This is a genomic window from Chromobacterium subtsugae (assembly GCF_035919665.1).
GTDB classification, from domain to species: Bacteria; Pseudomonadota; Gammaproteobacteria; order Burkholderiales; family Chromobacteriaceae; genus Chromobacterium; species Chromobacterium subtsugae.
Window position 1 is genome coordinate 1,173,555 of sequence record NZ_CP142381.1, and the last position, 23,196, is coordinate 1,196,750.

At 67.0% G+C, this 23,196-nt stretch carries 26 protein-coding genes; 12 read left to right on the top strand and 14 right to left on the bottom strand.

What is annotated here, in order from left to right; genetic code table 11:
- Positions 1–17: 17 nt before the first annotated feature.
- The gene (locus U6115_RS05720) at positions 18–614 is read right to left on the bottom strand and encodes an arylesterase (RefSeq protein ID WP_047236554.1); all 597 of its coding nucleotides are present in this window, start codon (positions 612–614) and stop codon (positions 18–20) included.
- Between U6115_RS05720 and U6115_RS05725 the strand changes: the two genes are divergently transcribed.
- Genes U6115_RS05725 through U6115_RS05735 form a run of 3 tightly spaced genes read left to right on the top strand, consistent with a single transcriptional unit; the run spans position 613 to position 4,367 of the window.
- Positions 613–1,308 carry an ABC transporter ATP-binding protein gene (locus tag U6115_RS05725; RefSeq protein ID WP_043576668.1) on the top strand — a complete coding sequence of 232 codons (696 nt, stop codon included), beginning with the start codon at positions 613–615 and terminating at the stop codon, positions 1,306–1,308. The two genes, U6115_RS05720 and U6115_RS05725, sit on opposite strands and share 2 nt — an antisense overlap.
- Positions 1,305–3,800, top strand: a complete 2,496-nt coding sequence (locus tag U6115_RS05730; RefSeq protein WP_043576665.1) for an ABC transporter permease — start codon at positions 1,305–1,307, stop codon at positions 3,798–3,800. The genes U6115_RS05725 and U6115_RS05730 overlap by 4 nt, the downstream gene beginning before the upstream one ends.
- 45 nt (positions 3,801–3,845) lie before the next feature.
- Complete coding sequence (locus tag U6115_RS05735; protein WP_043576663.1) at positions 3,846–4,367, top strand: DUF2946 family protein; 522 nt, start codon at positions 3,846–3,848, stop codon at positions 4,365–4,367.
- Positions 4,368–4,432: 65 nt separating this feature from the next.
- Here the strand turns inward: U6115_RS05735 and U6115_RS05740 are convergent, their stop codons facing one another.
- From U6115_RS05740 to U6115_RS05770, 7 genes are all read right to left on the bottom strand, one after another.
- A complete protein-coding gene (locus tag U6115_RS05740) occupies positions 4,433–5,695 on the bottom strand; it encodes a CynX/NimT family MFS transporter (protein ID WP_043576661.1) in 1,263 nt (420 codons plus the stop codon).
- A gap of 12 nt (positions 5,696–5,707) precedes the next feature.
- Positions 5,708–6,403, bottom strand: coding sequence for a FadR/GntR family transcriptional regulator (locus U6115_RS05745; protein WP_043576660.1), 696 nt, complete (start codon positions 6,401–6,403; stop codon positions 5,708–5,710).
- A gap of 73 nt (positions 6,404–6,476) precedes the next feature.
- Entirely contained in the window at positions 6,477–7,928 is a 1,452-nt protein-coding gene (gene fliD, locus U6115_RS05750; protein WP_157889285.1) for a flagellar filament capping protein FliD, read from the bottom strand.
- Positions 7,929–8,174: 246 nt separating this feature from the next.
- Complete coding sequence (locus tag U6115_RS05755) at positions 8,175–8,429, bottom strand: hypothetical protein (protein WP_043576656.1); 255 nt, start codon at positions 8,427–8,429, stop codon at positions 8,175–8,177.
- Positions 8,430–8,484: 55 nt separating this feature from the next.
- Entirely contained in the window at positions 8,485–9,159 is a 675-nt protein-coding gene (gene modB / locus U6115_RS05760) for a molybdate ABC transporter permease subunit (protein WP_043576654.1), read from the bottom strand.
- The gene (gene modA, locus U6115_RS05765) at positions 9,156–9,884 is read right to left on the bottom strand and encodes a molybdate ABC transporter substrate-binding protein (protein ID WP_043576652.1); all 729 of its coding nucleotides are present in this window, start codon (positions 9,882–9,884) and stop codon (positions 9,156–9,158) included. The genes modB and modA overlap by 4 nt, the downstream gene beginning before the upstream one ends.
- Before the next feature lie 54 nt (positions 9,885–9,938).
- Positions 9,939–10,577: a DUF3313 family protein gene (locus U6115_RS05770; RefSeq protein ID WP_043576650.1), complete on the bottom strand. Its 639-nt coding sequence runs from the start codon at positions 10,575–10,577 to the stop codon at positions 9,939–9,941.
- Positions 10,578–10,786: 209 nt separating this feature from the next.
- Between U6115_RS05770 and mltG the strand changes: the two genes are divergently transcribed.
- The 7 genes from mltG to U6115_RS05805 all read left to right on the top strand — a co-directional run bounded on the left by mltG (position 10,787) and on the right by U6115_RS05805 (position 15,867).
- Positions 10,787–11,776, top strand: a complete 990-nt coding sequence (gene mltG / locus U6115_RS05775; protein ID WP_043576648.1) for an endolytic transglycosylase MltG — start codon at positions 10,787–10,789, stop codon at positions 11,774–11,776.
- A complete protein-coding gene (gene tmk / locus U6115_RS05780) occupies positions 11,776–12,420 on the top strand; it encodes a dTMP kinase (RefSeq protein WP_043576646.1) in 645 nt (214 codons plus the stop codon). Before mltG ends, tmk begins: the two co-directional genes overlap by 1 nt.
- On the top strand, positions 12,420–13,424 hold the full coding sequence (locus tag U6115_RS05785) for a DNA polymerase III subunit delta' (RefSeq protein WP_043576644.1): 1,005 nt from the start codon (positions 12,420–12,422) through the stop codon (positions 13,422–13,424). Before tmk ends, U6115_RS05785 begins: the two co-directional genes overlap by 1 nt.
- A gap of 21 nt (positions 13,425–13,445) precedes the next feature.
- On the top strand, positions 13,446–13,823 hold the full coding sequence (locus U6115_RS05790) for a PilZ domain-containing protein (RefSeq protein WP_043576641.1): 378 nt from the start codon (positions 13,446–13,448) through the stop codon (positions 13,821–13,823).
- 78 nt (positions 13,824–13,901) lie between these two features.
- Positions 13,902–14,672: a TatD family hydrolase gene (locus U6115_RS05795; RefSeq protein ID WP_043576639.1), complete on the top strand. Its 771-nt coding sequence runs from the start codon at positions 13,902–13,904 to the stop codon at positions 14,670–14,672.
- Positions 14,673–14,684: 12 nt separating this feature from the next.
- A complete protein-coding gene (locus U6115_RS05800) occupies positions 14,685–15,074 on the top strand; it encodes a hypothetical protein (RefSeq protein WP_043576636.1) in 390 nt (129 codons plus the stop codon).
- Positions 15,075–15,090: 16 nt separating this feature from the next.
- Positions 15,091–15,867 (top strand): MBL fold metallo-hydrolase, encoded by a 777-nt coding sequence (locus U6115_RS05805; RefSeq protein WP_043576633.1) that lies wholly within the window; start codon positions 15,091–15,093, stop codon positions 15,865–15,867.
- Positions 15,868–15,914: 47 nt separating this feature from the next.
- On the opposite strand, the gene U6115_RS05810 is transcribed toward U6115_RS05805, so the two are convergent.
- From U6115_RS05810 to U6115_RS05825, 4 genes are all read right to left on the bottom strand, one after another.
- Complete coding sequence (locus tag U6115_RS05810; RefSeq protein WP_043576630.1) at positions 15,915–16,382, bottom strand: CreA family protein; 468 nt, start codon at positions 16,380–16,382, stop codon at positions 15,915–15,917.
- Positions 16,383–16,462: 80 nt separating this feature from the next.
- A complete protein-coding gene (locus U6115_RS05815) occupies positions 16,463–16,771 on the bottom strand; it encodes a chorismate mutase (protein WP_043576627.1) in 309 nt (102 codons plus the stop codon).
- Positions 16,772–16,785: 14 nt separating this feature from the next.
- Complete coding sequence (trpS, locus tag U6115_RS05820; protein ID WP_043576624.1) at positions 16,786–17,808, bottom strand: tryptophan--tRNA ligase; 1,023 nt, start codon at positions 17,806–17,808, stop codon at positions 16,786–16,788.
- Between the two features lie 213 nt (positions 17,809–18,021).
- Positions 18,022–18,321, bottom strand: a complete 300-nt coding sequence (locus U6115_RS05825) for a hypothetical protein (RefSeq protein WP_043576621.1) — start codon at positions 18,319–18,321, stop codon at positions 18,022–18,024.
- 200 nt (positions 18,322–18,521) lie between these two features.
- Here U6115_RS05825 and U6115_RS05830 point away from each other — a divergent pair, with 200 nt between their 5' ends.
- Positions 18,522–18,884, top strand: a complete 363-nt coding sequence (locus U6115_RS05830) for a translation initiation factor Sui1 (RefSeq protein WP_043576618.1) — start codon at positions 18,522–18,524, stop codon at positions 18,882–18,884.
- On the opposite strand, the gene U6115_RS05835 is transcribed toward U6115_RS05830, so the two are convergent.
- Positions 18,881–19,498, bottom strand: coding sequence for a hypothetical protein (locus tag U6115_RS05835; RefSeq protein ID WP_052258108.1), 618 nt, complete (start codon positions 19,496–19,498; stop codon positions 18,881–18,883). The genes U6115_RS05830 and U6115_RS05835 overlap by 4 nt on opposite strands.
- Before the next feature lie 187 nt (positions 19,499–19,685).
- Positions 19,686–20,507, bottom strand: a complete 822-nt coding sequence (gene ppsR / locus U6115_RS05840) for a posphoenolpyruvate synthetase regulatory kinase/phosphorylase PpsR (protein WP_043576615.1) — start codon at positions 20,505–20,507, stop codon at positions 19,686–19,688.
- A 283-nt stretch (positions 20,508–20,790) separates the two neighbouring features.
- Here ppsR and ppsA point away from each other — a divergent pair, with 283 nt between their 5' ends.
- Positions 20,791–23,178 (top strand): phosphoenolpyruvate synthase, encoded by a 2,388-nt coding sequence (gene ppsA / locus U6115_RS05845; RefSeq protein WP_043576613.1) that lies wholly within the window; start codon positions 20,791–20,793, stop codon positions 23,176–23,178.
- Positions 23,179–23,196: the final 18 nt, after the last annotated feature.

The window sequence follows — 23,196 nt, forward strand, 5'->3', positions numbered from 1 at the left end:
TCAATCTTGTTGCTGGATTATTTCACTGGCAGTTTCGCCTTCACCGTGCGCATCATGGTGCTCTGCTTCTCGGCGCGCGGATGCAGGCCGTCGGGCTGGAAGCTGGCCAGGTCGCCGGCGAATCCCGCCACCAGCAACGGCACATAGGCCAGATGGTTGCGTTTGGCGATTTCGTCGTAGGCGGCGCGGAACTCGGCGCCGTAACGGGGGCCATAGTTCGGTGGCAGCGCCATGCCCACCAGCAGCACCCGGGCGCCGCGCTGGCTGGCCAGGTCCACCATTTGCTGCAGATTGCGCCGCATGTCGGCCAGCGGCAGGCCGCGCAGGCCGTCGTTGGCGCCCAGCTCCAGGATCAGCACGTCCGGTTTGTGGCGGGCGAGCGCGTCGGGCAGGCGCGACAGGCCGCCGGCGCTGGTTTCGCCGGACACGCTGGCGTTGACGACCTTGTGGCGCGGCGCCAGCTCGCGGGCCAGCAGCGCCGCCCAACCCTGGCCGGGTGCCAGGCCGTAGCCGGCCGACAGGCTGTCGCCGTACACCAGGATGGTGGCGGCGTGCGCCGGCAGCTGCCACAGCAGCAACAAGGGGAACAGTATCTTGCAAACGATAGAGCGCATGAGCAATCCAGAGAAAAAGGCGGTGCTGGCCGCCAGGGAGTTGGCCAAACAGGTGCATTTCCGCGGCGACGTGCTGCACATCCTGCGCAGCGCCTCGCTGACCCTGTATCCCGGCGAGAGCGTGGCCATCGTCGGCACCTCGGGTTCCGGCAAGTCCACGCTGCTGTCGCTGCTGGCGGGGCTGGACCATCCCAGCGATGGCGAGGTGGCGCTGTTCGGCAAGCCGCTCTCCAGGCTGAGCGAGGACGCGCGCGCGCTGCTCCGGCGCGACCGGGTGGGCTTCGTGTTCCAGAACTTCCAGCTGCTGCCGCAGCTGACCGCGCTGGAAAACGTCATGCTGCCACTGGAGCTGGCCGGACGCAACGACGCGCGCGAGGCGGCGCGGCAGATGCTGGAGCGGGTGGGGCTGGCGGCGCGCCTCGGCCACTATCCGCGCCATCTGTCCGGCGGCGAGCAGCAGCGGGTGGCCTTGGCGCGCGCCTTCGTCATTCATCCCGGCCTGCTGTTCGCCGACGAGCCCACCGGCAATCTCGATCCGCACACCGGCCGCCAGATCATAGACCTGCTGTTCCAGCTGAACGCCGAGCAAGGCACCGCGCTGGTGCTGGTCACCCACGACAACGAGCTGGCCAGCCGCTGCGACGCCATCCACCGCTTGGTGGACGGCAAGCTGAACGGAGCGCGCGCCGGATGACGCTGCGAGGACGGCTGACCCTGCTGCTGCGCTTCATCCGCCGCGAACTGGTGTCGGGCGAGTTGACCATACTCGGCCTGGCGCTGCTGGTGGCTGTGGCGGCGATGAGCAGCGTCGCCTTCTTCTCCGACCGGGTGGAGAAGGCGCTGACCACCCAGGCCACCCAGTTGCTGGCCGCCGATCTGGTGCTTAGCGGCAACGCGCCGGCGCCGGAAGCCATCCGCGCCGAGGCGCGCAGGCGCGGCCTCGCGATGGCCGACAACATCGTGTTCCCGTCTATGGCCTTCGCCGGAGGCCAGGCCGCCTTGGCCCAGTACAAGGCGGTCAGCGCCGGCTACCCGCTGCGCGGCGAAACCACGGTGCGGCTGGCCGACGGCAGCGAACAGAGTGGCCGCCTGCAGCCGCAGCCGGGCCAGGCCTGGATGGATGCCCGGCTGATGAGCCGGCTCAAGCTGAAGCTGGGCGACGAGATCGGCGTCGGCAATCTGCAGCTGAAGCTGTCCGGCCTGATCGTGCGTGAGCCGGACGGCAGCATGGACGTCTACAACTTCATTCCGCGGCTGATGTTCAACAGCGCCGACCTGGCCGCCACCGGCCTGGTGCAGGAAGGCAGCCGCATCCGCTGGCGGCTGCTGTTCGCCGGAGAGGACCGCAAGGTGGCCGCTTTCCGCGGCTGGCTGAGCGCGCGCAAGCCGCCGGGCAGCCGGCTGGAGGATGTGGAAGAGATGCGGCCGGAAATCCGCACCGGCCTGGAGCGGGCGCGGCGCTTCCTCGGCCTGACCGCGATGCTGACGGTGGCGCTGGCGGCGTCGGCGGTGGCGCTGGTGGTGCGCCGCTACCTGCAGCGCCATTGGCAGCAGGTGGCGGTGCTGCGCTGCCTGGGCTTGGGCTCGGGCGAGGTGTGGGGGCTGTTCGTCAGCCTGTTCCTGCTGCTGGGCCTGCTGGCCGGCCTGCTGGGCACGCTGGCCGGCTTCCTGATCCAGCTGGGGCTGATGCAGCTGTTCAGCGGCTACGTCGGCGAGATGCTGCCCGATCCCGGCTGGCTGCCGTGGCTGATCGGCCCGCTGGCGGCGCTGCTGCTGCTCTCCGGCCTGGCGCTGCCGCCCTTGATGGGCATCCGCGACGTGTCGCCGGCGGCGGTGCTGCGCAATGAGCTGCCGCCGACGCGGCAGGGCGTGATCGCGCCGGTGCTGGCGCTGGCCACGCTGCTGGGGCTGGCATCCTGGCAGGTGGGGGAGTTCGCGCTGGCCGGCTGGCTGCTGGCGGCGATGCTGGGCTTTCTCGGCGTGGCCGGCGCGCTGGCGCTGGGCATGGTGATGCTGTTGCGGCGGCTGCCGCGCGGCGGCAAGGTGGGCTGGCGCTTCGGCATCGCCAATCTGGCGCGGCGGCGCTGGCTGGCGGTGCTGCAGATCGCCTCGCTGTCGGTCGGGCTGATGGCGCTGCTGACGCTGACCGTCGTGCGCGACGACCTGATCGGCGCCTGGCAGCGCAGCGTGCCGGCCGACGCGCCCAACAAGTTCGTGATCAATATCCAGCCCGGCCAGCTGGACGCGCTGCGCGATGCCTTCGCCGTCGCCGGCAGGCCGCAGCCGGAGCTGTCGCCGATGGCGCGGGCGCGGCTGATCGCCATCAACGAGCAGCCGGTGCGGCCGGCCGCTTACGACAGCGAGCAGGCGCGCCGGCTGGCCGAGCGCGAGTTCAATCTGTCCTGGCGCCGCGACCTGCCGCCGGGCAACCAGGTGACGGCCGGCAAATGGTGGCCGGACGAGAAGCGGGTGAAGCCGCAGTTCTCGGTGGAGCGCGGCCTGGCCGACAAGCTGGGCATCCGCCTGGGCGACACGCTGGCCTTCGACCTGGCCGGCACCACTTACCGCGCCAAGGTCACCAGCCTGCGCGAAGTGCCGTGGGACAGCTTCCGCGTCAATTTCTTCGTCATCGGCACGCCGGGGCAATTCCGCCAGCAGCCGGCCAGCTGGATCACCAGCTTCCGGCTGGAGGCGGCGGACGAATCCTTCGCCAGCGCGCTGGTGGAGCGTTTCCCCAATATCACGGTGATAGACGTCGGCAGCATACTGGCGGAGGTGAGGGCGATGGTGGACAAGCTGACGCGCGGCATCGAGGCGATGTTCCTGCTGGCGCTGGCCGCCGGCGTGCTGGTGCTGTGGGCGTCGCTGACGGCCACCCGCGACGAGCGCCTGGCCGACATCGGCCTGATGCGCGCGCTGGGGGCCTCGCGCCGCCAGCTGCGCAGCGTGGTGCTGGCCGAGCTGGTGTGGCTGGGCGCGGTGTCCGGCCTGCTGGCGGCATTGGGTGCGATGGGCATAGGCGTGCTGGCGGCGGTGAAGCTGTTTTCGCTGCCGGTGCTGATCAATTGGTGGCTGCTGCCGCTGGGGATGGGCGGCGGCGTGCTGGTGGTGACGCTGACGGGCTGGCCGCTGGTGGGCAGGGTGACGCGCGCGCCGCCGCTGGCCGCGCTGCGCGCGGCGGCTTGAGCGGGCAAGAACAAACAGGCGGGCGGCGCCCGCGGGAGAAGCAGGATGGACGCAATGGTATTGGCCGCGATGGCCAAATGGCCCAATGTGCCGGCGGTGTTCGGCTGGCTGCGGCTGGACGCGCGCGGGCAGTGGTGGATCAAGGACGAACGGCTGCAGCACGAGGCGATGGTGGAGTTCTTCAACCGCAACTACGGCCGCGATGGCCAGGGGCGCTGTTATGTGCAGAACGGGCCGCAGAAGGTTTACGTGACGCTGGACGCGGCGCCGCTGGCGGCCCGGCGCACGCCCAGGGGCTGGAGCACCTTGCCTTACGACGACGATGTCGCCGCGCGCACCGCCTGGCTGACGCCGGACGGCATGCTGCTGCTGGAGATAGGCGGCGAATTGGCGGTGGTGGACGACCGCGATCTGCCTGCCCTGCTGGACGAGGCGCTGCCGGACTGGGACGGCGCGGCGGACAGCCTGCCCGCTAGCCTGCGTCTTGGCGAGGCGGAGCTGCCGCTGGCGCGCGAAGAGCTGGTGGCGCTGTGGCGCCGCTACGGCATCGTCGCCAAGCCGCGCTGAGTCCGGCCGCTTTCGGCATGAAAAAGCCCGCCTTCACGGCGGGCTTTTCGCATTCGGCAGCGGATTCAGACGGCGACCGCGCGCACGCCCACCAGCCGCTTGCGGCCGGCCAGCATGCCGACGGTGAGCGCGGCGGCGGCGATCAGGCAGAACAGCATCGCCAGCGGCCAGGCCGCGTGGCTGTGGCCGCGGATCACGCCCACCGCGAACGGGCCGAGCGAGGCCAGCATATAGCCTATGCCCTGGGCCATGCCCGACAGGTGGGCCGCCACGTGCTGGTCCGGCGAGCGGTGCGCCAGCAGGCTCAGCGCGGTGCTGAACAGGCCGCCTTGGCCGAAGCCCAGCAAAATCGCCCACAGCAGCAGACTGCCGGTCGGCGCGTACAGCATGCCCAGCAAGCCGGCGATCACCGCCAGCAAGGTGATGGCGATAGGCGGGCGCTGGTTGCGGCAGCGGTGCGCCAGCATCGGCACCAGCAAGGAGGCCGGCACCTGCACCATGGTGGACAGCGACAGCATCAGTCCGCCTTCCATCGCGCTGAGGCCGCGGTCCATCAGGATGGACGGCAGCCAGCCGAACACGATGTAGGCCAGCGACGATTGCAGGCCCATGAACAGCGTCACCTGCCAGGCCAGCGGGTCGCGCAGCAGCCCGCGCACCTGCCATTGGCCGGCGGCGGCGGCGTGGCGGGTTTTCAGCTGCGGCCACCACACGGCGATGGCCAGCAACGCCGGCAGCGCCCACAGCGCCAGCGCCGGACGCCAGTCGCGGCCGAAATGCTCGGCGACCGGCACGGTGAAGCCCGCCGCCAGCGCCGCGCCCAGGCACAGCGCCATGGTGTAGACGCCGGTCATCAGGCCGGCGCGGCTGGCGAAGTCGCGTTTGACGATGCCGGGCAGCAGCACGCCGATCACGCCGATGCCGGCGCCGGCCAGCGCCGAGCCGGCGAACAGGCCGAACACGCCCAGTTGAGTGCGCAGCGCGATGCCGGCCGCCAGCAGCGCCAGCACCAGCGCGATGGTTTTTTCGCTGCCCAGGCGGCGCGCCAGATGCGGCGCCAGCGGGCCGAACAGCCCTAAGCAGGCCACAGGCAGCGTGGTGAGCAGGCCGGCCAGCGCCGGGGTCAGCCCGGTGTCGCGGCTGACCATGGCCAGCACCGGGGCCAGGCTGGATAGCGCCGGACGCAGGTTGAGGCCGACCAGCACCAGCCCCAGCAACAGCAACAACGCGCTGCCGCGGCTGGCAGGCAGGCTGGTGGCGGGCGGCGCGTCGTCGTCGATCAGCAATTCGTCGGCGATGGGCGGATTTTGGATATCGCGGTCGGGCATGGCGTTTCCTGGTTATTGGTTTTGCGCGGCCAGCAACTGGTCCAAGGTGGCCAGCAACGGGCGGGTGATGGCGGCGGCGGCGTCGCCGGCGGCGTCCGGCCGCTTTTGCTGTATGGCTTCGAAGATGGCGGCGTGCTCGGCGAGGCCGGGATCCGGCAGCGCTTCGTCGCGGATGGCGTCCTGCACGCTTTGCTGCACCGCGCGCGAGAAATAGCGGTACAGGCCGGCCAGCGCCTGGTTGCCGCTGGCGTCGGCGATGGCCAGATGGAAGGCGATGTCGCGCTCGGCGTAGCTTTCGGGCGTATCGTCGGCCTGGCGGGCCAGGGTATGCAGCGTCGCCTCGATGCGGACCAGGTCATCGGCGCCGGCGCGCAGGGCGGCCAGGCGCGCCGCGCTTTCCTCCAGCAGGCAGCGCACTTCCAGGTGCTCGCGCAGGCTGGCGCGGCTGATGGCGCGCATCGCCTCGCCGGGATTGACGGTGGCGCGGACATAGGTGCCATCGCCCTGGCGCACTTCCAGCAGGCCGGCGTACAGCAGCACGCGCACGGCTTCGCGCACGGTGTTGCGGCTGATGCCCAGCTCGTCGGCCAATTCGGGCTCGGTGGGGATGCGGCTGCCCACCGGCCACCGGCCGTCGGCCAATTGCCGGCCCAGGCTGTCGAGCGCGATATCCACCAGCGAGCGTTTGATTGCGGGGTTCGGATTCATCTGGGTCTTCTAATTCATCCAATCATCCGATGAATTTTACGCGCAAAACACGGGCAGGGTCAAAAGCGGGCGATCAGGCGGTGGCGGAGAAGGTGCCGTTGGGAGACAGGCCCAGGCCTTGGCCTACCAGCAGCGAGTCCAGCGCGTAGGGCGCGCCCAGCGAGTAGACCAGCGCGTAGGTGGCCAGGCCGCTGATCTGCTGGGCCGACAGATTGCTGTTGGTCTGCAGCAGGTCGTTCAGGTTGAACGGGAAGGTGTTCGGCGTCAGCGGGGTGTTGCTGGCCAGCTGGTTGGTGCGTTGCTGTTTCAGCAAGGCGTTGGTCTCGTTGACCAGCGAGCCGTTGCCGTAGGTGGTATAGCTGTTGGCCAGCGAGTTCAGCGCCTGCTCCACCGCGTACAACAGATTGGCGGTGCCGGTGGAGTCGCTGTTGTAGGCGGCCTGGAGCGAGCTGACGTTCAGGTTCAGCGTGCCGCCCAGGCCGTATTGCGCCGGGCTTTGATAGCTCAGGCCGATCTGGCTCAGCGAGGTCAGCAGCGAGCTGCCGTTGCTGTAGGTGGTTTGCGCCTGTTGATTCAGCAGCTGGGGCAGCTGGCTGGCGATGGGATCGTTGCTGAAGCTGACCTGGTTGCCCAGCAGGCTGTTGATGCTGCCCTGCGCGGTATTGAAGGCGGTGGCCAGCGATTGGGCGTTGGTATTGAGTTGGCCGAAGTCGATGTTGACCGAGATGGTGCTGCTGCCGGTGGCCAGCAGGTTGGCCGATACGCCGCTGCCCAGCTGGATGCCGAAATTGCTGCTGCTGGAAGCCGATGCGCCGTTGACGGTATAGGCGGCGTTGAGCGCGCTCTGGGTCTGAGTGAGGTTCTGGCCGCTGCCCACTGCCAGGGTCTGATCGAAGGCGAGGCGCGACAAGCCGCTCTGGTCGGTGTTGGTGCCGTCGTTGTCGCTGACGGCGATGCGGAAATTGTTGCTGCTGCCGGTGCTGGCCGCGCTGACCTGCAATTGATAGGCGCCGGAGGCGTTCTGGATCACGTTGGCGACCACGCCGGCATTGGCGCCGTTGATGGCGCTGGCGATGCCGGACAGCGTGCCGTTGGTGATGCTGACCGTTACCGGCGTGTCGTTGGCGGTGAAGCTGCTGGCCGAGGTCGAGCTGGTGTAGGTGTAGCTGCCGGTGGTGATGGTCAGGCTGCCGGTGCCCACCGAGGTGGAACTGGTATCCGGCAGGGTGAAGCTGGTGCTGGCGCTTTGCGCCTGCGCCAGCTGCGACACGGTCAGCAGGTAGTTGGCGTTCTGCGCGCCGCTGGCGGCGCTGACGCTGGCCACGCCGGGATTGCTGCTGCTGGCGCTGCTGTTGTTGTATTGCAACTCCGGAGCGTACAGTTGCTGCAAGCTGCTCTGGAAGGTATTGAGGATGGACATCAGCTGGCCGAGGCCGGACAGTTCCACTTGGATGGGGTCGGCGGTGGAGCTGGCCGAGGCGCTGCCGGTGCTGCTGTTGGCGCCCAGCAGCAAACCGCTGGACAACAAACTGCTCAAGTTCGGCAAAAGACTGTCGAAAGACGAGAGAGAGGAGTTGTATCCAGACAGCGAGTTCATTGCCAACACTCACAAGCCATACCTTGTTCAAGTGTAGACTATTGCATCCAAGTCATTGTTGATTGGGCGTTTTTTCGGCGTCTGGATTGTTTATTTTTTTGCGCTGCGGCAAGCGGCGCAAAAAAAACGGCGGGAAGCCGGGCTCCCCGCCGTTTCGCGATGGACTGGCGCGGTTTATTTGGCCAGCGCGTCCTTCACGCACTTCTTGGCGAAACTCTGCTTGGCGGCGCCGGCCAGCTTCTTGTCGGCCGCCTTGGCGTCGCAGCTGGCCTGGGCCGCGGCGGTGTCCTTCTCGCATTTTTTCAGGAAGCTTTGCTTGGCGGCGCCGGCCAGTTTCTTGTCGGCGGCCTTGGCGTCGCAGGCGGCGTCGGCCAGCGCCAGATTGGCGCTGAACAGGGCAAACAGGGCGAGCAATAGCGTTTTGCGCATCACGGTTGGTCTCCATGGCTGAGGAAAGGCCTGCGGACAGGCCGTTGAAAAGGGGTCATGCGTCTTTGTCGCGCCTGGCGTTCAGCCAGTAGACGGCGGTCAGCGCCGCCAGCGCGAACAGCAGCAGCATCAGCGCCAGCTGGTGGGCGGCGCCATAATTGGCCTGCTCAACCTGATTGTACAGCGCGATCGAAATCACCCGGGTTTCGCCGTCGATATTGCCGCCTATCATCAGCACCACGCCGAACTCGCCGACGGTATGGGCGAAGCCCAGGCAGGCCGCGCTCAGCACGCCGTTGCGGCAGGAGGGCAGAATCACGTGGCGCATCCGCTGCCAGCGTCCCGCGCCCAGCAGCAGCGCGCTCTCCAGCTCTTCCTGCCGCACCGCGCGGAAGCTGGCCAGCAGCGGCTGCAGCACGAAGGGCAGCGAATACAGCACCGAGGCGATCACCACGCCGTGAAAGGTGAAGGCGAGTCCGGGAAGATCCAGGGCCGAGGTCAGCTTGCCCAGCGGCCCGCGCGGGCCGAAAGCCAGCAGCAGGTAAAAGCCCAGCACGGTGGGCGGCAGCACCAAGGGCAGCATCGCCGCCGCTTCCAGCATCGGCCGCAGCGGCGAGCGGCTGCGCGCCAGCCACCAGGAGCAGGGCACGCACAAGAGCAGCAGCAGCAGGGTGCTGATGCCGGCCAGCTTCAGGGTGAGGCCGATGGCGCCCCAGTCTTGCGGAGTCACGGCTTGAAGCGGTAGCCAGCCTGGGCCATCAGCGCGCGCGCCTGCTCGCCCTTGAGGAAGGCCATCAGGGCGGTCGCGGCGGGCGAGGGCTTGATCAGCAGCGCGTCCTGGCGGATAGGCTGGTGCAGCTTCTCCGGCACCAGCCAGTAGCGGCTGCGTATGCCCTGCTCCAGCAGTTGGGAGTAGGCGACGAAGGCGAAGTCGGCGCCGCCGACTTCGGCGAATTGCATGGTTTGGCCGATATTGTCGCCGGTCAGCAGCTTGGCTTTCACCGCCGCCTCCAGCTTCAGCGCCGCCAGCGTTTCCATCGCGGCGCGGCCGTAGGGAGCGGTGGCGGGATTGGCCACCGCCAGCTTGTTGAACTTGCCCTGGCGCAGAGCGGCTTCGCCGGCGTCGTCGCGTTTTTTGCTCCACAGCGCCAACTGGCCGTAGGCGTAGGTGAACTGGCTGGCGGGCTGGCCGACGCCGGCGCGGACCAGTTCGGTCGGACGCTCGTCGTCGGCGGACAGGAATACGTCGAACGGCGCGCCCTGGCGGATCTGCGCGGCCAGCTTGCCGGATGCGCCGGCGCTGGCTTTGATCTCATGCCCGGTGGCGGCCTTGAAGGCGGCGGCGATTTTGTCCAGCGTTTGCTGGAAATTGCTGGCCACCGCCACATTGACGGTGTCGGCGAGGGCCAGCGGAGACAGGCAGAGGCAAAGCAGGGCAAGACGCAGGCGGGGCATGGCGGCGCTCCGGAGGGGTGAGGTGGCCGTCATTATGCAGCCAAAATCGCCATCCTAGCCAGCTGCCAGCGGCGCCTGCTCGACTTGCAGCACTTGCTGCCAATTGCAGGCCAGCAGGTCCGGCCAGCCTTTGCCGGCGGCCGCGGCCTGGCCGGCGCGGCCGCCGCGCAGATTGACGCCGCCGCCCAGCAGCCTGCCATCGCCGGCGTCCTCCAGCTGCACGATGCTGGACACCTGCTCCAGATACGGGGCGATGCCGCGTGTCAGCGGCGCGCGGTCATCGGACTGGCGCGCCGCCGGCAGGCTGCCGATCTCGCCCTGGAAACTGCGCAAAGCCAGGCGCAGCCTGGCCACACGCGGGCCGGCCTCCTCCGCCAGCGGCAGCGCCGGCATCCCGGCGCGCAACAGCGCCTGCAGCCGCAGATTCATGCTGTTGCCCAGCGCGGTGGACACCAGTTGCCAGCGGCCGTCGCGGCGCTGGTCAAGCAGCCATAGCGGCTCGAGCAGCACCGCCTGGTAGGAGGCGAGCGACTGCGGCGAGCCGGCGTAGACGAACTGGTGGCTCTGGCTGCCCTGGCACAAGGCCTGCGGCGGCAGCGGGTCGGCGCCGGCCAGGGCGCCTGGGGTTCGCGCCACCCGGCACAGCTCGCTCCAGGCGACCAGCGCGCAGCCAAAATTGAAGAAAGGTTTCATCGCCGTCCGTAGCGTAGATGAGTTGGGTCCGCAAGGGCGGATTGCATACCGAAACATAAGGCAAAAGCGCGCTGTCCGCAGTTGATGTGGGACAAACTCTCCGGCTGAAGGACAGTCTGACCTGTCATGTCGTACAGGACGGCTTGCTGGTATGATTCCGCCTTTGCCGCCCGAGCGGCTATAGATACCGAATTCTCGACGCATTCAAGATGAAAAAACTATCCGGCTTTCTGTTGATTGTCCTGCTGTGCGCGGCGGGCTGGCTGGCCTGGGCCGCGCTGCTGCCGGTCGCGCTGCCCGAGGGCGGCTACAAGCTGCTTGTGGGCCCGAACCGCACGATGAAGCAGATTGCCCGCACGCTGGAACAGGACGGCGCCATCCGCAACCGCCAGCTGATGACGGCGCTGGCGCGGCTGTCCGGCGCCGACCGCAAGGTCAAGGCCGGCCTGTACCGCTTCCAGGGTCCGCAGAGCATGCTGGACGTGCTGCAGCGGCTGGTGCAGGGCCATCCGGACGAAGCCAGCGTCACCGCGATAGAGGGCTGGACCTTCCGCCAGCTGCGCCAGGCGCTGGACCGCAACCCCGACGTGCAGCACGAGGCGAAGCCGCTGAGCGACGCCGAGGTGATGGCGCAGCTGGGCATGCCCGGCGCCAGTCCCGAGGGGCTGTTCTTCCCCAGCACCTATCTGTTCACGCCGGGCGCGTCCGACCTCGACATCTACCGCCAGGCCTTCAATGTGATGCAGCAGCAATTGAACGCGGCTTGGGCGGCGCGCAAGGCCGACTTGCCCTACCGCACGCCGTATGAGCTGCTGACCATGGCCAGCCTGATCGAGAAGGAAACCTCCAGCGACGCCGATCGCGGCATGGTGGCCTCGGTGTTCGTCAACCGGCTGAAGAAGGGCATGCGGCTGCAGACCGACCCGTCGGTGATCTACGGCATGGGCGCCAGCTACCAGGGCAATATCGGCAAGGCCGACTTGCGGCGCGATACGCCGTACAATACCTATACCCGCGCCGGCCTGACGCCGACGCCGATTTCGCTGCCGGGCAAGGCCGCGCTGTACGCCGCCGCCCAGCCGGCCGAGTCGGACGCGCTGTATTTCGTCGCCCGCGGCGACGGCAGCTCGCAATTTTCCAGCACCCTGGAGCAACACAACCAGGCGGTGCGCAAATACATCCTGAAGAAAGGCCAGTAATGCCGATAGAGCAGTCCGCCCGCCGCGGCCGCTTCATCACCCTGGAGGGGATAGACGGCGCCGGCAAGAGCACGCATCTGGGCTTTATCCGCGACTGGCTGGCCGGGCGCGACATCGACGCCGCGTTCAGCCGCGAGCCGGGCGGCACCCCGCTGTCCGAGAAGATACGCGAGCTGCTGCTGGCGCCGGAGACGGTGGTGTCGCTGGACGCCGAGGCGCTGCTGGCTTTCGCCGCGCGCCAGCAGCATATCGCTGAGGTGATCGAACCGGCGCTGGCAGCCGGCCGCTGGCTGGTGTCCGACCGCTTCACTGACTCCACCTACGCGTTCCAGGGCGGCGGCCGCGGCATTCCCTTCGAGCGCATCCGCGTGCTGGAAGACTGGGTGCAGCGGGGCCTGCAGCCGGACTTGACCTTGTTGTTCGACCTGCCGCTGGAAGTGGCGGCGCAGCGGATGTCGGGCACGCGCCAGCTGGACCGTTTCGAGCAGGAGGCCGCCGGCTTCCACCAGCGCGTGCGCGACGCCTATCTGGCGCGCGCGGCGGCGGAGCCGGGCCGCTTCGCCGTGCTGGACTCCAGCCGCGGCATCGCCGAGATCCAGGCCGACATCGCGCTGCATCTGCAGCGCCTGCTGGAGCGCGGCTGATGTTGTACCCGTGGCAGAACCATGACTGGCGGCGGCTGAACGCCGAGCGGCAACGGATGCCCGGCGCCTGGCTGTTCACCGGCGGCGCCGGCATCGGCAAGCTGGCTTTCGCCCGCCACCTGGCGCAGTCGCTGCTGTGCGAGGCGCCGCAAGCGGAGCATCAGCCCTGCGGCCAGTGCCAGGGCTGCCGCTGGTTCGCCAGCGGCACCCATCCCGACTTCCGCCTGCTGTCGCCGTTCGCCGACGAAGAGGAAGAGGGCAAGGAAGCCAAGGCGGTGCGCAAGCTGCCGCAGATCAAGATCGAGGCGGTGCGCGACGTCATCGACTTCGCCCACCTGTCCGCCCACCGCGCCGGCCGCCGGGTGATCCTGGTGGAACCGGCCGAAAACCTGAACCCGGCCGCGGCCAACGCCTTGCTGAAAATCCTGGAGGAGCCGCCGGAAGCGGTGCTGTTCCTGCTGGTGTCGCACGCGCAGCAGCGCCTGCTGCCGACCATCCGCAGCCGCTGCCGCCAGTTCGCGCTGACCCGGCCGGGCGCGGCCGCCGCGCTGGCCTGGCTGCGGGAGCAGGGCGTGGCCAACGCCGAGATCGAGTTGGCGCACAATGGCGGCGCGCCGCTGTTCGACCACGATCCGGAGCTGGCCGCGCTGCGCGGCCAGTTCGTCAAGGCGCTGGGCCAGCCCAGCTTCGCCGGCATGCTGCAGCTGGCGGAACTGGCCGACAAGAACAAGCAGCTGTCGCTGCTGCAGCCGCTGAACTGGCTGCAGAAGTGGCTGCACGACCTGGCGGCGCTGTGCCTGGCCGGACGGGTCCGCTATTATCCAGATCAGGAACGCGCGCTGTCGGCGCTGGCGCCGCGCTGCGACCTGGCGCAGCTGATGGCCTGCCAGCAGGCGTTGGCGGCGCTGGCGCCGTTCTCGCAACATACCTTGAACATCCGCCTGCAGCTGGAGGCGGTCTTGATGGACTACCTGAAGATTTTCGCCGGCGCCAAGCCCGCTTGAGCGCGCAGAGGGGACATTTGCATGGATGCCGCCAACACCAGGCCGGACCTGAACAATCCCAACCGCCCCGGCGTGCTGTCGCTGCATATAAAGGAGCGCAGCGCGCTGTTCGCCGCCTACATGCCCTTCGTCCGCAACGGCGGCATCTTCATTCCCACCAACAAGGAAATGCAGCTGGGCGAGGAAGTGTTCCTGCTGTTGACGCTGATGGAAGACCCGCAGCGCATCGCGGTGCAGGCCAAGGTGGTGTGGATCACGCCGGGCGGCGCCAACAACAGCCGCGTGCAAGGCGTCGGCGTCGAGTTCGTTTCCGGCGAGGCGGGCAAGCAGGCCAAGGACAAGATAGAGGCGCTGTTGGGCGGGGTGCTCAACTCCAGCCGCCCCACCCACACCATGTAGCCGGCGCGCGGCTGAAGCGCCGGCCGCCGCCGTGGTATGCTTGCGCGGTTACTGTCAGAGTTTTGCGGCCGCCCCATCATGCTTATCGATTCCCACTGCCACATCAATTTTCCCGACCTGGCCGCCCGCCTGCCCGAAGTGCTGGGCAATATGCGCGAGAACCGGGTCACGCACGCGCTGGTGATAGGCGTCAGCCGGCCCAAGTATCCGCAGGTGCTGGCGCTGGCCGAGGCGCACGCCAATCTTTACGCCACCGTCGGCGTGCATCCGGACGACCCCGAGGCGGAGGAGTACAGCGAGGACGAGTTGGTCGAGCTGGCCGGCCATCCGCGCGTGGTCGGCATAGGCGAAACCGGCCTCGACTACTACTGGTGCAAGGGCGACCTGGCCTGGCAGCACCAGCGCTTTCGCACCCATATCCGCGCCGCCCGGCGCGTGAGCCTGCCGCTGGTGATCCATACCCGCGAGTCGGCCGCCGACACCATCCGCATCATGCAGGAAGAGCATGCCGAGCAATGCGGCGGCGTGATGCACTGCTTCACCGAAACCTGGGAAGTGGCCGAGGCGGCGCTGGCGCTGGGCTTCTACATCTCCTTCTCCGGCGTGGTGACCTTCAAGAACGCCAAGCAGGTGCAGGAAGTGGCGCAGAAAGTGCCGCTGGAGCGGATGCTGATCGAAACCGATTCGCCGTACCTGGCGCCGGTGCCGCACCGCGGCAAGCAGAACGAGCCGGCCTATGTCCGCCATGTGGCGGAATTCATCGCCGAGCTGCGCGGCGTGCCAGTGGAGCAGGTGGCGGCCGCCACCACGGAAAACTTCTTCCGCCTGTTCGCCAAGGCGGAACGCTGAGGGAGAGCCGGAATGCATTTGCGCCATTTCGCCGCGGGCATGCTGATCGGGCTGGCTTCGCTGGCCGCGGCGGCCAATTGCGTCAATCTGGGCGGCCGCAGCTTCTGCGCGCAGCCCGGCGGCCAGGCGGTGCTGCACCAGGGCAACGCCTATTGCGGCGCCGGCGCCTGCGTGGCCGACGAATTCGGCAACCTGTTCTGCTCGCCGTACCCCGGCGGCGGCGCCATCCGCGCCGGCGGCGCTTTCTACGCCGGCCCGGGCATGTGCCTGCTGGGGCCGGACGGCTCGCCGCGTTGCGCCGCGCGCCCAGGCGGCAGCTGCCAGGTGGCCGCCGACGGGCAGATACAATGCGATGGCGGCACGGTGGCGGCGCCGGCGGTGCGCCCGCCGTTGTGCCAATGATTGTGCAAGGAGCGCCGTGAATACGCTAGAAGTCACCATCCTGGGCTGCGGCTCCAGTTCCGGCACGCCGGCGATAGGCTGCCGCTGCGCCACCTGCCTGTCCGGCGAGCCGCGCAACCGGCGCACTCGCGCCAGCGCCTATGTCCGCGTCGGCGAGCTGGGTTTCTTGATCGACACCGGACCGGATCTGCGCCAGCAGGCGCTGCGCGAGGGTTTGTCGCGGCTGGACGCGGTGCTGTACACCCATCCCCATGCCGACCACCTGAACGGCATCGACGATCTGCGCGCCTTCTGCTACCTGAAGCAGGGGCCGATCTCGCTGTACGGCAACGATTTCACCATGTCCAACATCCGCGAGCGCTTCGGCTATGCGCTGCAGGCGCCGTCGAAGATGTGGGACAAGCCGGTGCTGCTGCCGGAAACGGTGCATGGCCCGTTCGAGCACCAGGGCGTCAAGTTGACGCCCATCCCGCTGCGGCACGGCAGCTGGCCTTGCCTGGGCTGGCGCATCGGCAATATGGCTTGGCTGACCGATCTGTCCGACATCCCGGAGAGCAGCCTGCCCTTGCTGCAGGGGCTGGAGCTGCTGTTCCTGGATTGCCTGAACCACGACCCCTACCCGTCGCATCTGGGGGTGGGGCAGGCATTCGACTGGGCGGCGAGGATAGGCGCCCGCCGCACGGTGCTGATCCACATGACTCACCGGCTGGAATACCATGCGCTGGGCGCGCTGTGCCCGCCGGGCGTCGAGGTGGGGTTCGATGGCTGGCAGGCGAAGCTGGCTATGGGATGATGCCTGTCATCTTAATAATAATGATGAATATCAATAGCTTGCGATAGCTATTTTTTCAGCGGAATTTTCTGATCCAGCACCGCCACCGCGCTGATGGCGTTGTCCGGGCTGCCGTCCACCAGCTTGTCGGAATAGGTGAGATAGGTCAGCACATTGCGTTTGGCGTCGACGATGCGCACCACCCGCACGTGCTTGAACACGAAGGACGCGCTCTCCTTGAACACCTGTTCCTGCGGCGGCAGCGGCCGGCCGAAGCGGATCTGCCCCACCTGGCGGCAGGCGACGGAAAAGCGCGACGGATCCTTGGCCAGCCCGATCGCGCCCTTGTAGCCGCCGGTCTTGGCGCGCGACACATAGCAGGCCACGCCTTGCACCGCCGGATCGTCGAAGGCTTCCACCACCACCTTGTCGTTGGGGCTGAGCAGCTTGAAGGTGGTGGAGACTTCGCCGATTTCCTCGGCGCGGGCGAACGGGGCGGCCAGCAGGCAGGCCAGCAGCAGCGCGGTTTTCTTCATCGCGGTTTCCTTGGGGGAGCAAAGAGGCCGCCATCAAGACGGCCATGATGCCGGAATTGTAGGGAAGCCGGCCGCGCCGCTCAATCGCTGTTTGCGAACCGCTGCCGGTAGGCTTGCAGCTCGTCGGCGACGAAATGGGTGATCATGGCGCGATAGATCGCCGCCGTCAGCGCCGCGTCGGCGCCCATTTCGCCCGCCAGCCGCTCCACCCGCCGCATCACCTGATCCACCCGTTTGCCGCCTTCCACTTCGGCGCGGCTTTCCTTGAAGCGCGCCGCCTGGCGCACGTAGATGCCGCGCTCGGCGATCAGCGCCACCAGCTCGCGGTCGATGCGGTCGATCTGCCCGCGTACTTCGTCCAGGCTCTGGCATTGATAGAGATGTTCCATATTCCCGCTCCGGCTCAGTAGTAGTTGAGGCCCATCGCGGCCTTCACTTCAGCCAGCGTGCGGGCGGCGACGTCGCGGGCGCGGCGGGTGCCGCTCTTCAGCATTTCCAGCACCGCGGCCGGATCTTGCGCGTAGTGTTCGCGGCGCGCGCGTATCGGCGCCAGCAGCTCCTGCAGGCATTCTTCCAGATGCTTCTTGATGACGGTGTCGCCCAGGCCGCCGCGCTGGTATTGGGCTTTCAATTCCGCCACCAGCGCCTGGTCGGGGTGGAAGACGTCCAGATAGGTGAACACCACATTGCCTTCCACCTGGCCGGGATCGGCCACGCGCAGGTGGTTCGGGTCGGTGTACATCATTTTCACCGCCTGGCGGATGTCGTCCGGGCTGGCGGACAGCGTCAGCGTGTTGCCCAGCGATTTGGACATCTTGGCCTTGCCGTCTATGCCGGGCAGCCGCGAACCCACTTCCGGCACCACCGCCCTGGCTTCCACCAGCACGGTCTGATCGACGCTGGCGTTGAAGCGGCGCACGATTTCGTTGGTCTGTTCGATCATCGGGATCTGGTCGTCGCCGACTGGCACGATGGTGGCCTTGAACGCGGTGATGTCGGCGGCCTGGGCGGCGGGGTAGGTGAGAAAGCCGGCCGGAATGTCGCGTTCATAGCCGCGCTGCTTGATCTCGTCCTTGATGGTGGGGTTGCGCTCCAGCCGCGCCACCGTCACCAGGTTCAGGTAGTAGGAGGCCAGCTCGGTCAGTTCCGGCACTAGGCTCTGGATGAAGATGGTGCTCTTGGCCGGGTCGATGCCGACGGCCAGGTAGTCCAGCGCCACCTGCAGCACGTTGTCGCGCACTTTCAAGTAATTGCCCATATTGTCGGTCAGCGCTTGGGCGTCGGCCAGCAGCAGGAATTGCGCGCAGCGCTCCTGCAGGATCACGCGGTTGCGCAGCGAGCCGACGTAATGGCCCAGGTGCAGTTGGCCGGTGGTGCGGTCGCCGGTGAGGATGATGTCTTGCGAGCTGATGTTGTCCAGATTCATTTCGATCTCCACTGTTGGAATGAGGAGACCGGCAGGGCGGACTGGGGGGGAGGTGCGGCTAAAAACAAACCCGGTGCGCCTTGTCGGCAGCCTCCGGGTTTTTTGCGTGCGCGTTCGCCGGTGCCGCCTAAGAGAGGCGCCACCACCAAAAATGGATTGCGAAAGCGGGTGCGGTATTCATGGTTTCATCAAACCATGCGGCAGGGCAGGGCGTCAAGCCTGGGTTTGCAGCAGGAAGCCGGCTTGCGGCAGATCCTTGCCGTAGGCGCGGGCGGCGGAGCGTTGCCGCGCCGGGCGCGCGGGCGGCCGCGCGGGATGGTCGACGGGGCCGCCGGCTAGGGTGAACGGCGATGCGCCGTGCGGGGGGTTTTGCAGCACGGTGCGGAACAGCATCTCGGCGAATTCGTGCTGCTGTTCCGATGTGAGTTGCCGACCCGCCTGCACGCCGGTCAGCTGCTGCGGCCAGCGGCGCGCGGCGGCGATGGGGGGCAGATTGAAATCGGGGATGTTCATCGGTGGTTCTCGCAGACGTGGCTCTTGTTGTTTTTGAAAGCGAGTGGTTTTTATTGTTCCTGTCTTAATAAAAAATTTACAAATAAACAAAGAGATAGAGTTTTATTGCTGATTTTGTCATTGGCATATCAAGGCGCGGGCTTGTCGGCGCGTGGATTCCCCGCAACCATGGCGGCGATGGCGAAAAGAGATCAATCAAGATGAAGTCGAAACAAAACGAGGCGGGCGGGCTGGTGTATTCCACCGAGCATGGCCGGATGTGTCCGCAATGCCGGCAGCCGCTGGCGCAGTGCGAGTGCGGCAAGCCGGCGGCGCCGGCGGGCGACGGCATCGCCCGGGTGGCGCGCCAGACCAAGGGCAGGGGCGGCAAGGAAGTGACGGTGGTGAAGGGCTTGCCGCTGGCCGCCGATGCGCTGGCCCGGGTGGGCAAGCAGCTGCGCACGCGCTGCGGCAGCGGCGGCACGGTCAAGGACGGCGTGCTGGAAATCCAGGGCGATCACGTGGATACGGTGATCGCCGAACTGGAAAAGCTGGGCTTCAAGAGCAAGCGGGCGGGCGGCTAGCCGTAGACCGGCTCGCAGCGCCAATCGGCGGGCGTCGTCAATTGATAGGACTGGAACAGCCAGCCGCCGTCCGCTTGCAGGGTGTCTGCCGCCAGCTGTATCAGCGGCGCGGTTTCCCCGCTATGAAACGCAAGCTGAAAGGCGGCGTCGAAACGGGCGGCGTAGCCGGGGTCGACTTGGGCCAGGCGTCTGGCAATGGCCTTGCCCTTGGCCGACCACAGGCCGCGCCCGCGCAGATAGTGATTGGCCAGCAGCGGCAGAAGCTGGGCCAGCGCCGCGCGCAAGGCGAAATCGGGGAATGGCGCGCGGATGTCGTCGACGATGTCGGTGAGGGCGTAGCGCGACGCGTCGCGGGCGGCGGCGTCCCATGGCGGCGGGCCGCGGCGCAGCGCGGCTTGCGCCATGGCCTTGGCTTGGGCGGCCAGCGCTTCGTCGCCGCAGAGCAGCCGGCCGTCGTTGACCATGGACGCCAGCGAAGGCACGCCGCTGGGCCGGTCTACATGGTCGAAGAAATACTGCAGCGTGTGCAGGTCATGGATGAAGGCCTCGACCGGCCAACCCTGTTCCCGCAGCGACTCGCGCCTGGCGGCGGGCAGCTGGCGATGGATGAGCACCAGGTCGATGTCGGACTTGCCGTGGCCTGGCCGCGCACGATGGAGCCGGTCATCAACGCGCAGCCGGCATCGGGGAAACGGCTGCTGGCCACTTGTCTGGCGACGATGTCGGGAGCAGGGCGCACGCGGACTCTTTCTTGTTATGAAAAAGACATCTTGCATGCGCGCGCGGTCGGCGGCAAGCCGCTTAAAACTTACGTCCCAGCGCCGCCTTGTGCATGATGGTGGAGGCGATCTCCTCGATCGACTTGTGGGTGGTGCTGATGAAGGTGACGCCGTGGTGGCGGAACATCGATTCCGCTTCGTTCACTTCGCGCCGGCAGTTGTCCATGCTGGCGTATTTGGAGTCGGGGCGGCGTTCCGAGCGGATATTGTGCAGCCGCGCCGGGTCGATGGTCAGGCCGAAGATCTTGTCCTTGAACGGCAGCAAGAGCTTGGGCAGGGTCGGGCTGCCCAGGTCCTCCGGCGTCAGCGGATAGTTGGCGGCGCGGATGCCGTACTGCAGCGCCAGGTACAGGCAGGTCGGGGTTTTGCCGGAGCGCGACACGCCGACCAGGATCACGTCGGCTTCGTCCAGGTCCTTCAGCTTGACGCCGTCGTCGTGGTTCAGCGAGAAGTTGACCGCCTCCATGCGGTGGTCGTACTTCTCCTCGTTGACCATGCCGTGCGCCTTGCCGACCGACAGCGACGCTTTCTGGCCGATTTCCGCCTCCAGATGGCCGATGAAGGTTTCGAAGAAATCGATCAGCACCACGTTTTCCAGCCGCAGCGCCTCGCGCACTTCCGGATTGACGATGCTGGTGAACACCAGCGGACGCAGGTGGTCGCGCTCGGCGATGTCGCTGATGCGCTGCGCCAGCGTCTTGGCCTTGTCGACGGTATCGACGAAGGGCACGGTTTCGCGCTTGAAGTCCAGGGCGTCGAACTGGGTCAGCAGCGTGTGGCCCAGCGATTCGGCGGTGATGCCGGTGCGGTCGGAGATGAAGAAGGCGGAACGACGATGGGACATGATGCACCTTGGCAAAGTGTATTCGGTTGCGGCAAAGTGTATACCGATGCAAGCCATGGCGATACCTGCCGCTGGCCTCCCGTTTTTGACATGTAATCTTCAAACTACATGACAATATCATTGATTGCGCGGCGGTTTTGAGATCAACCGTTTGATTGTATTGGCTTAAACCGTTCTCTTGTCGCAATTAAGTCTTGTGCGCTGCAAAAGTTGCTACGCAATCGGCGCGTAATTCGGCTAGAATGCGGCCCTATCGTCCCAATCCAACACAGGAAGTGAAGTGATGGCAGAGAACTACGTCATCTGGTTCGAGAAGCTGCGCATGACCGATGTGGAAGAGGTAGGCGGCAAGAACGCCTCCCTCGGTGAAATGATCAGTCAGCTGGCCGGTTCCGGCGTGCGGGTACCAGGTGGCTTCGCCACCACCGCCCAGGCTTATCGCGATTTTCTTCAGCACAACGGCCTGGCGGACAAGATCAGCGCCGCGCTGGCCAAGCTGGATATCGACGACGTCAGCGAGCTGGCCCGCGTCGGCAAGGAAATCCGCCAGTGGATCATCGACACCCCGTTCCCTGCCAAGCTGGATGCCGACATCAAGGAAGCCTGGGACCAGATGGTCGCCGATGCCGGCGGCGCCGACATCTCGGTAGCCGTGCGCTCCTCCGCCACCGCCGAAGACCTCCCCGATGCCTCGTTCGCAGGCCAGCAAGAAACCTTCCTGAATATCCGCGGCCTTGACAACGTCAAGGATGCGATGAAGCACGTATTCGCCTCCCTGTACAACGACCGCGCCATCTCCTACCGCGTGCACAAGGGCTTCGCCCACGACGTGGTGGCCCTGTCCGCCGGCGTGCAGCGCATGGTGCGCTCCGATACCGGCGCGGCCGGCGTGATGTTCACCATCGACACCGAATCCGGCTTTGAAGACGTGGTGTTCATCACCGCCTCTTACGGCCTGGGTGAAACCGTGGTGCAGGGTGCCGTGAACCCGGACGAGTTCTACGTGCACAAGCCGACGCTGCGCGCCGGCCGCCCGGCGGTGCTGCGCAAGACCATGGGCTCCAAGCTGATCAAGATGGAGTTCACCGACGCTTCGCAAGCCGGTCGCTCGGTCAAGACCGTGGATGTGGCGCCCGAGCTGCGCAAGCAGTTCTCGATCACCGACGCCGAAGTGGCCGAACTGGCCCTGTACGCGCTGATCATCGAAAAACACTACGGCCGCCCGATGGACATCGAGTGGGGCCGCGACGGCCTGGACGGCAAGCTGTACATCCTGCAGGCGCGTCCGGAAACCGTTAAGTCGCAGGAAGACCGCAAGGACACCCTGCGCCGCTACCGCCTGAACGGCAAGTCCGAAATCCTGTGCGAAGGCCGCGCCATCGGCCAGAAGATCGGCCAGGGCACCGTGCGTACCATCCGCGACGCGTCCGAGATGGATCAGGTCAAGCCGGGCGACGTGCTGGTGACCGACATGACCGACCCGGATTGGGAACCGGTGATGAAGCGCGCCGCCGCCATCGTCACCAACCGCGGCGGCCGCACCTGCCACGCCGCCATCATCGCGCGCGAGCTGGGCATTCCGGCGGTAGTGGGCTGCGGCGACGCCACCCGCGTGCTGAAGGCCGGCATGGAAGTGACCGTGTCCTGCGCCGAGGGCGACACCGGCAATATCTACGACGGCCTGCTGGACGTGGAAATCATCGATCTGGAACTGGACAAGATGCCGAAGGCGCCGGTCAAGATCATGATGAACGTCGGCAATCCGGAACTGGCGTTCGATTTCGCCCAGCTGCCGAACGAAGGCGTAGGCCTGGCGCGGATGGAGTTCGTCATCAACCGCCAGATCGGCATCCACCCGAAGGCGCTGCTGGAATTCGACAAGCAGACTCCGGAACTGAAGGCGACCATCGCCGACCGCATCGCCGGCTACGCCAGCCCGGTGGACTTCTACGTCGACAAGATCGCCGAAGGCGTGTCGACGCTGGCCGCGGCTTTCTATCCGAAAAAGGTCATCGTGCGGATGTCGGACTTCAAGTCCAACGAGTACGCCAACCTGATCGGCGGCCAGCTGTACGAGCCGCATGAAGAAAACCCGATGATCGGTTTCCGCGGCGCGGCGCGCTACGTGGCGGAATCGTTTCGCGACTGTTTCGAGCTGGAATGCCGCGCGATCAAGAAGGTGCGCGACGTGATGGGCCTGACCAACGTGGAAGTGATGATCCCGTTCGTCCGCACGCTGGCGGAAGCCGAGAAGGTGGTCGAGATCCTGGCCGACAACGGCCTGAAGCGCGGCGACAACGGCCTGCGCCTGATCATGATGTGCGAGCTGCCGGCCAACGCCGTGCTGGCCGAGCAGTTCCTGCAGCACTTCGATGGCTTCTCGATCGGCTCCAACGACATGACCCAGCTGACGCTGGGCGTGGACCGCGACTCCGGCGGCCCGATCGCCAGCACCTTCGACGAGCGCAACGAGGCGGTGAAGGCGATGCTGCACATGTCGATCCAGGCTTGCCGCAAGCTGGGCAAGTACGTGGGCATCTGCGGCCAGGGCCCGTCCGACCATCCGGACTTCGCCAAGTGGCTGGTGGAAGAGGGCATCGAGACGGTGTCGCTGAACCCGGACACCGTGGTGGAAACCTGGCTCTACCTAGCCAAGGAACTGAACAGCTAAGGCTGTCGATAATCCATC

Bases quoted from the DNA above. Each gene is read 5' to 3' on its own strand.
- U6115_RS05725 (WP_043576668.1), top strand. From the start codon at position 613: ATGAGCAATCCAGAGAAAAAGGCGGTGCTGGCCGCCAGGGAGTTGGCC.
- U6115_RS05720 (WP_047236554.1), bottom strand. From the start codon at position 614: ATGCGCTCTATCGTTTGCAAGATACTGTTCCCCTTGTTGCTGCTGTGG.
- U6115_RS05730 (WP_043576665.1), top strand. From the start codon at position 1,305: ATGACGCTGCGAGGACGGCTGACCCTGCTGCTGCGCTTCATCCGCCGC.
- U6115_RS05735 (WP_043576663.1), top strand. From the start codon at position 3,846: ATGGACGCAATGGTATTGGCCGCGATGGCCAAATGGCCCAATGTGCCG.
- U6115_RS05740 (WP_043576661.1), bottom strand. From the start codon at position 5,695: ATGCCCGACCGCGATATCCAAAATCCGCCCATCGCCGACGAATTGCTG.
- U6115_RS05745 (WP_043576660.1), bottom strand. From the start codon at position 6,403: ATGAATCCGAACCCCGCAATCAAACGCTCGCTGGTGGATATCGCGCTC.
- U6115_RS05755 (WP_043576656.1), bottom strand. From the start codon at position 8,429: ATGCGCAAAACGCTATTGCTCGCCCTGTTTGCCCTGTTCAGCGCCAAT.
- modA (WP_043576652.1), bottom strand. From the start codon at position 9,884: ATGCCCCGCCTGCGTCTTGCCCTGCTTTGCCTCTGCCTGTCTCCGCTG.
- U6115_RS05770 (WP_043576650.1), bottom strand. From the start codon at position 10,577: ATGAAACCTTTCTTCAATTTTGGCTGCGCGCTGGTCGCCTGGAGCGAG.
- mltG (WP_043576648.1), top strand. From the start codon at position 10,787: ATGAAAAAACTATCCGGCTTTCTGTTGATTGTCCTGCTGTGCGCGGCG.
- tmk (WP_043576646.1), top strand. From the start codon at position 11,776: ATGCCGATAGAGCAGTCCGCCCGCCGCGGCCGCTTCATCACCCTGGAG.
- U6115_RS05785 (WP_043576644.1), top strand. From the start codon at position 12,420: ATGTTGTACCCGTGGCAGAACCATGACTGGCGGCGGCTGAACGCCGAG.
- U6115_RS05790 (WP_043576641.1), top strand. From the start codon at position 13,446: ATGGATGCCGCCAACACCAGGCCGGACCTGAACAATCCCAACCGCCCC.
- U6115_RS05795 (WP_043576639.1), top strand. From the start codon at position 13,902: ATGCTTATCGATTCCCACTGCCACATCAATTTTCCCGACCTGGCCGCC.
- U6115_RS05800 (WP_043576636.1), top strand. From the start codon at position 14,685: ATGCATTTGCGCCATTTCGCCGCGGGCATGCTGATCGGGCTGGCTTCG.
- U6115_RS05810 (WP_043576630.1), bottom strand. From the start codon at position 16,382: ATGAAGAAAACCGCGCTGCTGCTGGCCTGCCTGCTGGCCGCCCCGTTC.
- U6115_RS05815 (WP_043576627.1), bottom strand. From the start codon at position 16,771: ATGGAACATCTCTATCAATGCCAGAGCCTGGACGAAGTACGCGGGCAG.
- trpS (WP_043576624.1), bottom strand. From the start codon at position 17,808: ATGAATCTGGACAACATCAGCTCGCAAGACATCATCCTCACCGGCGAC.
- U6115_RS05825 (WP_043576621.1), bottom strand. From the start codon at position 18,321: ATGAACATCCCCGATTTCAATCTGCCCCCCATCGCCGCCGCGCGCCGC.
- U6115_RS05830 (WP_043576618.1), top strand. From the start codon at position 18,522: ATGAAGTCGAAACAAAACGAGGCGGGCGGGCTGGTGTATTCCACCGAG.
- ppsR (WP_043576615.1), bottom strand. From the start codon at position 20,507: ATGTCCCATCGTCGTTCCGCCTTCTTCATCTCCGACCGCACCGGCATC.
- ppsA (WP_043576613.1), top strand. From the start codon at position 20,791: ATGGCAGAGAACTACGTCATCTGGTTCGAGAAGCTGCGCATGACCGAT.